At 69.1% G+C, this 11,707-nt stretch carries 7 protein-coding genes; 2 read left to right on the top strand and 5 right to left on the bottom strand.

Going from position 1 to position 11,707, the window contains the following annotated elements; all coding sequences use genetic code 11:
* Window positions 1-772: 772 nt before the first annotated feature.
* A complete protein-coding gene (locus ACIHFD_RS64850) occupies window positions 773-1,156 on the top strand; it encodes a cell division protein SepF (RefSeq protein WP_350742559.1) in 384 nt (127 codons plus the stop codon).
* 952 nt (window positions 1,157-2,108) lie between these two features.
* On the opposite strand, the gene ACIHFD_RS64845 is transcribed toward ACIHFD_RS64850, so the two are convergent.
* The 5 genes from ACIHFD_RS64845 to ACIHFD_RS64825 all read right to left on the bottom strand — a co-directional run bounded on the left by ACIHFD_RS64845 (window position 2,109) and on the right by ACIHFD_RS64825 (window position 9,971).
* On the bottom strand, window positions 2,109-3,398 hold the full coding sequence (locus tag ACIHFD_RS64845) for a hypothetical protein (RefSeq protein ID WP_397375438.1): 1,290 nt from the start codon (window positions 3,396-3,398) through the stop codon (window positions 2,109-2,111).
* A 162-nt stretch (window positions 3,399-3,560) separates the two neighbouring features.
* Window positions 3,561-5,288, bottom strand: coding sequence for an arginine--tRNA ligase (argS, locus tag ACIHFD_RS64840; RefSeq protein WP_397375437.1), 1,728 nt, complete (start codon window positions 5,286-5,288; stop codon window positions 3,561-3,563).
* Window positions 5,285-7,684, bottom strand: a complete 2,400-nt coding sequence (locus tag ACIHFD_RS64835; RefSeq protein ID WP_397375436.1) for an HAD-IC family P-type ATPase — start codon at window positions 7,682-7,684, stop codon at window positions 5,285-5,287. Before ACIHFD_RS64835 ends, argS begins: the two co-directional genes overlap by 4 nt.
* A 40-nt stretch (window positions 7,685-7,724) precedes the next feature.
* Window positions 7,725-8,744: a phosphate acyltransferase PlsX gene (plsX, locus tag ACIHFD_RS64830; protein WP_397375435.1), complete on the bottom strand. Its 1,020-nt coding sequence runs from the start codon at window positions 8,742-8,744 to the stop codon at window positions 7,725-7,727.
* 669 nt (window positions 8,745-9,413) lie between these two features.
* Window positions 9,414-9,971: a DUF1707 domain-containing protein gene (locus ACIHFD_RS64825; RefSeq protein WP_363985631.1), complete on the bottom strand. Its 558-nt coding sequence runs from the start codon at window positions 9,969-9,971 to the stop codon at window positions 9,414-9,416.
* Between the two features lie 178 nt (window positions 9,972-10,149).
* On the opposite strand from ACIHFD_RS64825, the gene ACIHFD_RS64820 reads away from it, so the two are divergent.
* Window positions 10,150-11,466 (top strand): KamA family radical SAM protein, encoded by a 1,317-nt coding sequence (locus tag ACIHFD_RS64820; protein ID WP_397375434.1) that lies wholly within the window; start codon window positions 10,150-10,152, stop codon window positions 11,464-11,466.
* Window positions 11,467-11,707: the final 241 nt, after the last annotated feature.

The following is an 11,707-nucleotide window of genomic DNA, read 5'->3' as shown; positions in this document are numbered from 1 at the left end:
GTGTGGGAGAGTAGGTCGCCGCCGGACAATCTTTGAGGGGGTTCGACGCCTTGGGCGTCGGACCCCCTTTTTTTTGTGTGCTGTGCCGGCTGTGAGGGGAGCTGTGAGGCGTTCCCTCGCGGCCGGCTGCCCGCCCGCACCCGACGGCCCAGGACGCGTGTCCACGCGCCTGAGGCGTTGGCCCGGGTGCCGCATTCTCATACGTATGCCGTCGCGCCCATCCACGCCGCTGCGCATCGGTCTGCACCCGCACCGAATTCGCCGGCCGTCTCCGTCGCCTCCTCGGTCTGCACCCCTGTACCGAATTCGAGTGCCGGCTCCGTCGCCTCCGTTGAATAGAGGACGGGCATCGGCCGGGCTCGGCTGGCGACCACAGTCGAATAGACGATCGGCATCATGCCGGCTCGGCGGGCGACCACAGAGGGTGACTTCCGGCGGCGAGAGGGAGTCGGCGAGGGCGAATTGGCGGGGCTCTGTGTGGTTCATCCCGATGGCTACTCTCTGCATCCGCCCACGAGTAACCGGAGAGCCCAGCAGGCAGCGCGCCGCGCGATTAGGCTGGAAAGCCTTGGCTGGTGAAGGCGTCGACAGTGGAGAGGCGCACGTGACCGTTGGCGGGCTGTGGTCGGATATCCAGATGCAAGCGGGCTGCAAGCTGTACAAAATGGAATTAGGGCTGGGCGTGTCGCGTGGCGAATGCGGAATCGTCGGTTACCGTCCAATGTGTAGGGACGTGCCGATTACGGTGAGTTCCTGAGGAAAGGACAAGCCGATGGGGGCAGTGCGCAAGGTGGTGAGCTACCTTGGCCTGAGCGGGGTCGATCACTACGACGAAGGCTATGACGACGACGAGAACTACGAGGACGAGTACGTCCCCGCGACCGAGCGGGCCGCCAGGCGGTGGCGCGCGAACGTCGACTCGTCACGAATCGTGATGGTCCAGCCGCTCAAGTACAACGACGCGCCGTTGATCGGCCAGCACTTCCGTGACGGACAGACGGTAATCATGGACGTCTCGGGCATGGCTATGCCTGAGGCGACGAGGATGGTCGACTTCGCCGCCGGGCTGGCCTATGGGTGCGAAGGGCGGATCGAGCGCATCGCCGACCGCGTCTTCCTGCTCGCGCCGGCGCACGTGGAGATCGAGACCACCTGAGTGTGGTAACCGGGCCGCTGGGCCGTGGTCGGCGCGCAGAGGCGGGCTGCGCTGACCACGACCGCCCGGCGGGGTCGAGCCGGTGGCCGGGTACGGAGGCGGATGGTCAATGCGCCACCGACCTGGGCCATTCAGGCGGGCCGCCAGCGAGTCGCGATCCGCTGGCCCCTGGGCGGGTACCTCATGACGACCAGCCCCCTGAACAGCCCAGATGCTGTCCACTTATCGGTGTGCGCTTCCTGACACGCCACCCGTCCACGGCACTCCGCCTGGACGGTCGCCGGAGCCGATTACCGTAAGTGTCCGCCCCGGTCCGCCGAGGGTTCGATGGCCGTGAGCGTCCAATCCGGCCACCAAAGGGCCGATGGCTGTAAGTGTCCGCCCGTTCGCTGACAGGCCGATGGCCGTGAGTGTCCAGTCGGGCCACCATGGGGTTGATGACTGTGAGAGTCCGCCCGTCGGCCGCGGCGGGCCGATGCCGTGAGGTCTGGTCCGATGGCCGAGCGGTCCGATGGCGATGAGCGTCCAGTGCGTTGGGTGTGGGGCCGTTGGACGTAAGCCATCATCCCATTGGCCGAGTGGACCGGCGGTCGGAAACGTCCTGTTCGCATCGCCAAGCGGCCGACATCCGCATGTGCCTAGTCCGTTCGTCAAGCGGCTGACGACCCGCAAGCGTTCTGTCCGTATCTCGTGCGGCCGACGATCATAAGCGCTCCGTCCGTTCGCCAAGTGGCTGGCGACCGCGAGCGTCCTGTCGGGTTCTCACGCAGCCGACGATCATAAGCGCCCTGCCCCTATGTCAGGCAGCCGATGAACGGAAGCGTTTAGCCCGGATCTCACCCGCGCCGATGAGCGAGAGCGTCCAGCCTGCGTCTCACGCGCGCCGATGAGCGTAGCGTTCAGTCCGGTGGCCGTAAGTGAGTCGGCAGTGGCCCTTTGCGGGGGAGTGGGGTCAGCTGGCGCGGGGGCCGCGGCGGATGAGGCGGGTCAGTTCGGCTGCGTCCTCCGTGGCCTGCTTGGCGCGCTCGTCCGCCTCCCTCGCGTACGCGTGCAGGGCCCACACCGCCCCCTCCGCCAGCTCCTTCAGCTCGCTGACCTGGGCGGCCACGTACCGGCCGTCGGCTTCGACGAGTTTGCGGCGCTGCCAGAGCTGCCAGCCGGCCAGGCCGATCATGGCCACCGCGGCGGCGGCGAACAGGCGGCTGGAGATGACCGCCCCGACGAGGCAGGCGATGCCGGCCACGATCAGGACCATGGCCGCCCACGGACGGGGGCGGGGCATGACGCCGTCCTCGACGAGCGCGGCCTCGGCGGCGGCCAGCGACGACGCCTCCGGGCCCTCCGGGCGCAGGTGGATGCGGTGGCCGAGAAGGGCGACGGTGAGCGTGGTGGGCGGCGCGAGGCGGCTGTCGGCTTCGAGCTCCTCGGCCACGCCGCGCAGGATCGGCCCCGCCACGTGCAGGGCGATCGCCGCCAGGTGCGGGTCGGAGCCGGGGCGGAGGTCCTCGAGCAGGTACGAGTTGAGCGAGGCCATCGGGCCGGCCGGGCCGCCGAGGCCGATCAGGAAGCGCAGGATGGCGAGCGGCTCGTCCTCCGCCCAGCTGGAGGCCGGGCTGCCCGAGCTGTTGTCGAGCGAGATGGCGGTGTCCTGATCGGCCTGCCGCGTCGAGGTGATCTCGGCGCACCGCCCGCGCAGTCTCGCGAGGCGGGCGGCCGCCATGGCGGGTCTGGCCAGTTCGGGGATCTCGGCCATCTCTGGGAAGTCGACCAGCGATGGCGGCACCACGACCGACGGCTCGCCCGGCACCAGCGCCTGCACCCATTGCTCCGGGTCGGCGTGTTCCTGGACGGCCAGGGCATCGAGTTTGCGCAGCACGAAGATCTTGCCGGCGGGGCCGTACGCCCCCCGGGCGGCGGCCAGCCAGAGCGAGCGCTGGCCGTGGGAGACTGGCCGGTCGAGTGAGAGCTCGCCAAAGGCGGTGCCTAGCCAGGAGGCGTGGATGCGGCTGCCCTGCCCGGAGACCGCGAGGGCCAGGCAGAGGAACAGCGCGGTCTGCTGCTGGTCACGCCCGGCGGCCCTGCTCAGCGGCTCCAGCGGGTCGTCGCCCGCGAGGATGGCGACCAGCGCTTCGATGGCCGGGGGCAGCCAATAGCCGGGTATATCGCGAAAACCTGGTGCGGCGGGAGGCGCGGCGCCCTTGGCGGCGAGGTGAGCGAGCAGCGCCTCAGCGTAGCGATGCAACTCCGTAGCCGCTGGGGGGCTCGCAGTAAGGTCCGTGCTCAAGGCAGAGAACTCCCCCATTTCGGCCTCAATTCATGACCGCGTAAAGCCTAGCCGTTCGGGCGCGCCAACCAGGTGAAGGCGCGCCCACGGCGGATCTGCGGGCTTTGAGCCAACTGCCTGTTACATACGCTCGGGAACGGGGATACCTAGTAGGTTGAGCCCCTTCTCCAGAACGTCCAGGACCAGCTTGCACAGGGCCAGCCGGTGTTGCCTGGTCTCCGGGTCGACGCCTTCCTTGGTCACCGGGCACTCATCGTAGAACGTGCTGAAGAGGCTGGCGGTCTGGAACAGGAAGTTGCACAGCCGGTGTGGCTCGGACTCGGTGGTGGCCTGGGAGACCACCTCGCCGAAACCGAGCAGCTGGAGGCCCAGCGCGCGCTCGGCCGGTGCGGCCAGCACGATGGGGCTCGTCGCGTCGGCCGGAGCCATCTCCGCCTTGCGGAAGATGGAGCGGATCCTGGCGGTGGCGTACTGCATGTAGGGGCCGGTGTTGCCGGTGAAGCTGATCATGCGGTCGAAGTCGAGGACGTACTCGCTGTCGTGACTGACCGACAAATCGGCATATTTCACCGCGCCCATGCCGACGGCGTGCGCGATCTCCTGTGTGGTCGCCTCGTCGTAGCCCCGGTCGGCGATGGCCGCCGTGGCCCGGTCGACGGCCTCCTGGAGCAGGTCCATCAGCTTGACGGACTCGCCGGAGCGGGTCTTGAACCGGCGCCCGTCCTTGCCCAGCATCATGCCGATCTGGACGTGCTCGGCCGAGACCGAGTCGGGCAGCCAGCCCGCCAGCCGCGCCCCTGCGAACACCATCCGGAAGTGCAGCGCCTGCTCGTTGCCCACGACGTAGAGGATGCGCTCGGCCTTCAGGTCGTGGACGCGGTAGCGGATCGCCGCCATGTCGGTGGTGGCGTAGCCGTACCCGCCGTCGCTCTTCCTGATGATCAGCGGCAGCGGCTTGTCGTCGGAGCCGGTGAAGCCGGGCGGGAACACGCAGAGCGCGCCGTCGCTGATCACCGCCGTCCCGGCCGCCTCGAGGTCGTCGCACGTCTTCTGGAGCATGGGGTTGTACATGCTCTCACCGGCGAGGTCGGCATCGGTCAGCGTCACGCCGAGCAGCTGGTAGACCTTGTTGAAGTAGCGGACGGTGGCTTCCATGAACACGTGCCACAGCCGCATCGTCTCAGTGTCGCCCGACTGCAGCGTGGTCACCCGCACCCGGGCACGCTGCCTGAAGTCGTCGTCGGAGTCGAACTTCGCCCGCGCCGCCTGGTAGAACTCCGTGCCCTGGCCGGCCTCCAGCTGCGCGACCGCGGCCTCCTCGCCGATCTCGAGCAGGTGCTCGATGAGCATGCCGAACGGCGTGCCCCAGTCGCCGAGGTGGTTCTGCCTGATCACGGTGTTGCCGAGGTGCTCGTGCAGGCGGGCCAGCGAGTCGCCCACGATCGTGGTGCGCAGGTGGCCGACGTGCATCTCCTTGGCCGCGTTGGGCGCGGAGTAGTCGATCACCACGGTCTGCGACGGCGTGATCGTGCCGACGCCGAGCCGCGGGTCGGCCAGCATCCGCCTGGCCTCGGACTCGATCCACGAGTCTTCGAGGGTGATGTTGAGGAAACCGGGGCCGCTGACCTCGACCGTGCCGGGGAAGTCGGACAGCTCCGTCTTGATCGCCTCGGCGACCTCCCGCGGCGCCCGTCGCAGTCGCTTGGCCAGGCTCATCGCGACGTTCGCCTGGAAGTCGGCGAACTGGGAGGGCCGGATCAGCGGATCTGCGTCGGCGTGCTCGGAGCCGAACGCGCGGGCCAGCGCCTGCTGGACGCGCTCGGTGAGCATTATCTGCGGGTCGGTCATGTTCTAAGGGTACCGGCGACCTTGACAGCGACGCTTATCATTACTGCCGCCACGATCGAGATGCCGACGGCGGTCAGATCGTTGCTGAGGTCGCCGGGTTCGAGGGCGAAGAAGTGCCGTACGAAGGGGATCGTCAATCCGATCGCGAACGCCGCCGCCATCGAGGCGACCAGCGCGATCCGCCACCAGTTGAGCGGCCTGGCGATCAGCACGAGCACCCACCAGGTGGTGAGGAAGAGCGTGATCACCGCCGACGTCTGATCCTCGACGAGCGTGGACGTGCCGCTGTGGGCGGCCCAGAACGACAGCAGCACCGCCGCCGCGCACAACACCCCCGCGGGTACGGCGAAGCGCAGCACCCTGGGGACGAACCCCGGCTTCGAGCGCTCGAACGTGGGCGCGAGCGCGAGGAAGAGCGCGGGGACGCCGATGGTCAGGGCGTTCGTCAGGGTGGAGTGGCGGGGCGCGAACGGGAACATGACCCCGGCCACGCCGACCAGCAGCGACAGCACGATCGCGTAGAAGGTCTTGGTGAGGAAGAGGTTGGAGACGCGTTCGATGTTGGCCAGCACCCGCCGTCCCTCGCCCACGACGTGCGGCAGCGTGGCGAACTTGTCGTCGAGCAGCACCACCTGCGCGACCGCCTTGGTGGCCGGGCTGCCGGCGCCCATCGCGATGCCCAGGTCGGCGTCCTTGAGCGCGAGCACGTCGTTCACGCCGTCGCCCGTCATGGCCACGGTGTGGCCCCTGGCCTGGAGCGCGGTGACGAACTGCCGCTTCTGCCGGGGGCTGACGCGGCCGAACACGGTGTGGGAGTCGAGCAGCTCGCCCAGCTTGGCCTCGTCGTCGTAGGGGAGGTCGCGGGCGTCGATCGAACGGTGCGCGTCCGGGATCTCGAGGCCGGTGGCGATGGCGGAGACCGCGGTGGGGTTGTCGCCGGAGATGACCTTGACCGTGACGCCCTGCTTGGCGAAGTAACGGAGGGTTTCCTGGGCGTCGGGCCTGACGCGCTGCTTGAGCGTGACAAGCGCCACCGCCTCGACGCCTGCCCCGTCCTCCTCGATCTCCGCGCCGTCCGCGTCGATGCCTGTCCTGTCGGCCTCGATGGGCGTCCTGTCCGGCTCGGTGCGTGCCTCGGCCGCCAGAGGTGCGGGCAGGGTGCGGGCGCGGCCCAGGACGAGCACGCGGGCACCGGTGGCGGCCAGCTCGGCGGCCCGGTCGTAGGCGTCCCCGCCGTCGAGCAGCACGTCCGGCGCCCCCAGCACCCACGCGCCCCGCTCGCCGAAGTGGGCCCCGCTCCATTTACGCGCCGACGAGAACGGCACCGTCTCACCGGCCGTCCACCCGTCCCGGGCGCTCTGGTAGCGGGCCCGGATGGCCTGGGCGGTGGCGTTCGGCGAGTGGTCGAGGTGGGCCAGGGCGGCCAGCGCGTCCTCGACCGGGTGGCCGTCGCGCAGGGGCAGTACCTGGTCGAGGTCCATGCCGCCGGCGGTGAGCGTGCCCGTCTTGTCCAGGCACAGCACGTCCACCCTGGCCAGGCCCTCGATCGCGGGCAGCTCCTGGACCAGGCACTTGCGCCGGCCCAGCCGTACGACGCCGACGGCGAACGCGATCGAGGTCATCAGCACCAGCCCCTCGGGGATCATGGTGACGATGCCCGCGACCGCGCCGGTGATCGCGGTGCCGAAGTCGGCGGAGTGCTTGAGCTGGCTGTAGATCAGCAGGGCCCCGATGGGGATGACCAGCCAGGTGATGTACTTGATGAAGTTCGCCACGCCCTCGCGCAGCTCGGAGTGGGCGAGGTGAAACTTGCTCGCCTCTTCCGCGAGCTTCACCGCGTACGCGTCGGTGCCGACCCGCGTGGCCACGAACGCGCCCGCCCCCGCCACGGCGAAGCTGCCTGACAGGACCTCGTCGCCGGGCTGCTTGTGCACCGGGTCGGCCTCGCCGGTCAGCAGTGACTCGTCCACCTCCAGCCCGTCGGACTCGATCACCTCGCCGTCCACCAGCAGGCGGTCGCCGGGGGCGAGCAGGATCAGGTCGCCTAAGACCACCTGGCGGGGCTGGACCAGCCGTTCTTCGCCGTCCCGCCGGACCCGTACGGGTGCCTCGTTGATCACCGCGAGCTTGTCGAGCGTGCGCTTGGCGCGGAGCTCCTGGACGATGCCGATCAGCACGTTGGCCACGATGACCAGGCCGAACAGGCTGTCCTGCCACTCGCCGAAGATCAGGACCAGTGCCCAGAGCACGCCGATGACGAGGTTGAACAGGGTGAAGACGTTCGCCCTGACGATCGCGCTCAGCGACCTGCTCGACCGCCGCGGCACGTGGTTGGGCTTCGCCCCCGCCACCTGCGCCGAAGTGAGTCCGTTGGCCACTGTGGAGAGCCGGTCCACATAACCCCCTGTTTCTGTGGATCGGTCACACCCTACGGCGTCACCACAATCTGTGGGAGCGAGGTGTGGTGGCTGTCTTGTCGCCGATGCGGGCCACGATTCCGGCCGCGGACAGGTCGGCCGCGAGCTTGCAGGCCGCGCTGATCCCGTCGGCCCTGGACGAGCCGTGGGCGATCACGACGGTCCCGTTCAGGCCGAGCAACACGGCGCCGCCGTACGCCTCGGGGTCGAGGCGGCGGCGCAGCTCGCGGATGCGCGAGCGCTGCATCGCGGCGCCCAGCCTGGCCAGCCTGCTGTCGGTGACGGCCGCCCTGAGCTCGGAGAACGCGTAGCGGACCGCGCCTTCCATGGTCTTCAGCGCCACGTTCCCGGTGAACCCGTCGGTGGTGATCACGTCCACCTTGCCGGTCAGCAGGTCGTGTCCCTCGACGTTCCCCTCGAACCGGAGGCCGGGGGAGGCCAGCAGCAGCTCGTGGGCGCGCTTGACGAGCTTGTTGCCCTTCTCGGCCTCGCTGCCGATCGTGAGCAGGCCGACCCGGGGTGTCTCGATGCCGTACGCGAGCTCGGCGTAGGCCGCCCCCAGCTGGGCGAACTGCACCAGCATTTCCGGCTTGACCTCGGCGTTGGCGCCCGCGTCTATGAGCACGGTGGGGTTGGGGAGGGTGGGGATGGGGACCGCTATGGCCGGTCTCAGCACGCCTTGCTGGCCTTTGAGCCGCAGCCGGCCGGTGGCCACGATGCCCGCCGTCGAGCCCGCGGACACGACCGCGCCGGCGTCGCCGCGGCGTACGAGATGGCAGGCGACGGCGATGCTCGAGCGGGGCCGGCGCAGGCTCGCCAGCGCGCCCTCGTCCATCGCCAGGGCCTCCTCGGCCCGTACGATCGGGACCTCCTTGGTGGCGTCGTGGTCGGCGAGCGCCTCGTAGAGCACGCGGGGCGAGCCGACGAGCACGACGGACAGGCCGCGCTCCCGCACGGCGTGCACCGCTCCCGCGACGATCTCGTGGGGTGCGTGGTCGCCGCCCATGGCGTCGATCGCGATGGGCCTGCTGTCGGACAATGATCACCTCGTACGGCATCGAGCCCGCCGCCACGGCTTGACCGGAACGCGGGCTCGGTATGTCCGCATCGTAGGCAAGGCAGGTGCCAGGTTAACCGGCGGGTAGGCCCTGTTGGTTCCCCCGAGGGCCCCTTCCAGTCTCGCCGACCACCCGGCCCGCTCCCCACACCTCGCCCCCGGTCGCCCGGATCACCTCCCGGCGCCTACCGCGACCCCTTCGGACTTGCCGCACCGGGGCTCGGCGCTTGCGGCATCCGGGCGGGGTTCGCCGCACTGAGCTCCGGTGCCTGCCGCACCGGACTCCAGCGCCTGGGGCGGGCTTGCGGCACCGGTCCAGGCGTCTGTGGCGTTGGGGGCGGGGGCCTGCGGCACCGGGGTCCGGCGTCTGCGGCGGTTTCGCGCGACCGCCCCGGCCGCGCCCCCCGGGCACGCGAAGGCGTGGCCTACGACCGCCAGGTCCGCGAAGGCGCGGTGTACGACCGCCAGGTCCGCGAGGGCGCGGTGTACGACCGTCGGGTCCGAGAAGGCGCGTGGACGACCGCCGGGCCCGCTGAAGCACGGCGTACGACCCGTCGGGCCCGCGGGACGGGCGGCGATGGGACGGTGTCGCTGCCGGGCCGTGACGGGCGTTGTCGGGCGTACGGGACATGGGCTTCCCGAGACGCCCGCTCAGTGGAGGTTCCAGTCGTCCTTCCCGCGCGACACGATCACCTTGGAGAACTTCGACGCCCCCGTGACCCGGATCAGCGGCCCGTCGGCCTGCGAGCCGCCCGTCACGCTGCGCTTGCCGAACATGGAGCTGCCCTCGTCGATCACGTGCGCGTTGTCAGGAACGCGCACGATCAGCTTGCTGAACCAGGCGTTCGTCTCGATGGTGATCTCGCGGCCGGGCAGCACCGCGTCCGAGAGGTCGATGATGAGCGCCCCGAACCGGGCGGACAGCCGGGTGTTGCGGGAGGCCACCCACCGCCCCTTGCGGACGATCTTGCTGAACTTCGAGTCGATGACCTGCTGCTCGATGGCGGCGGGCACGTTTGACGCGGACACCTCGGGCAGATCCCGGGTGAGGGGGACGAGTTCGCCCACCGTCTTCGCCGCGTAGGCGACGTCCAGGCGGTCGGCGTGCTCGACGCTGGTGAGTCTTCCTGTGGCGAGGGCCTCTGACAGGACCGCGGCCACGCGGTCGCGGTCGGCGTCTGAGGCCCGCTGGTCAGGGTCATGGATCACGATAAATCAGTGTATGCCTATTCGCGATATGTCGCGAGTGCCCGCAAACCTCAAGGAAAACTTGGAGTCCAGCGGAACCGCTGACGTGCCTGACAGCGTCCGGGTATTAAGAACCGTAGACGCGCGACAAGGTCGTGAGGTTTACACGCGATCGAACAAAAAAGATGGGAACGGCCTAGTGATCTTGAACCAAGCTGGCACGCGACGCTTCAAGGCGTACACGTCCAAGCACCTCGACGAGCTCTTGAAGCGTGCGGGGCTCGGCGACGATGAGCGGCTGAAGGTCCGCGCCGTCGCCACTGTGCTGCCGTTCCGGACCAACGCCTACGTCGTCGATGAACTCATAGATTGGTCGGCCGCACCCGACGACCCGATTTACCGGCTCGTCTTCCCGCAGGAGGACATGCTTCCCGCGACCGACGTGGCCCGGCTGGCGGACCTGCTCAAGGCCGAGGCGCCGAACGTCGAGATCCAGGCGGAGGCGAACCGGGTACGTGCCCAGCTCAACCCGCACCCCGCCGGCCAGAAGGAGCTCAACGTCCCGAGTATGGGCGACGAGCCGGTGCCCGGCATGCAGCACAAATATTCAGAGACCGCGCTGATCTTCCCCAAGCAGGGGCAGACCTGTCACGCGTACTGCACGTACTGCTTCAGATGGGCGCAGTTCGTCGGGGACGCGGACCTGAAGTTCGCCTCCGACGACATCGGCCAGATGGTGGCCTACATTCGCCAGCATCCCGAGGTCACCAGCGTCCTGATCACCGGCGGCGACGCGATGATCATGGGCGAGCCCGTCATCAGGCGATATATCGAGCCTTTGTTGGACCTGGAGCAGCTCGAGTCCATCAGGATCGGCACCAAGGCGCTGGCCTACTGGCCGCAGCGCTTCACCACCGACCCTGACGCCGACGCCACGCTCGGGCTGTTCGAGGAGGTGGTGAACGCGGGCAAGAACCTCGCGTTCATGGCGCACTTCTCGCACCCGCGCGAGCTGGAGTCGCCGCTGGTCGAGTCAGCGGTCAAGCGCATCCTCGGCAGCGGGGCCACCATCAGGACCCAGGCGCCGCTGATCAGGTCGATCAACGACGATCCGGCCGTGTGGTCGCACATGTGGCGGCGGCAACACCGGATGGGGATGATTCCGTATTACATGTTCATCGAGCGCGACACCGGGCCCCAGGACTACTTCGCGGTGCCGCTGGCGCGCGCCTACGAGGTCTTCAGGGACGCGTACTCGACCGTCTCGGGGCTCTGCCGCACGGTCCGCGGGCCGTCGATGTCGGCCACGCCGGGCAAGGTGTGCGTCGACGGCGTCACCGAGATCGCGGGCGAGCAGGTGTTCATGCTCCACTTCATCCAGGCGCGCGACCCCTCACTCGTGGGGCGGCCGTTCTTCGCGCGCTACGACCCGTCGGCGGTCTGGCTGACGGATCTGCGCCCGGCCTTCGCCGAACGATTCCCGTTCGAGCCCGCCGACGCGCTGCTGCCCGTCTGACCGGTCGTCCGCGCCCACGCGACCGAAAATCCGCCCCCGCGGCCCGTGACATTTGTTTTCGCGACCCTTTGTTCACGGGCCGCCGGGGACGTAAATTTCCCAGGATCCGCTCCAAGTTTTCGTGTACGCGATCCAAAGCTTCCCCGTACGCGATCCGAACCGACGCGCTCGTGATGCCGAACCGAGCGCGCACAATATCGGAAACTAGACCCGTCTATTTCCCGTTTTGTCTCCCCGCTCA

The sequence above is a fragment of the Nonomuraea sp. NPDC051941 genome (assembly GCF_044593615.1).
The sequence above is the reverse complement of the archived record's forward strand: the minus strand, read 5'-3'. Positions and strand labels throughout refer to the sequence as shown.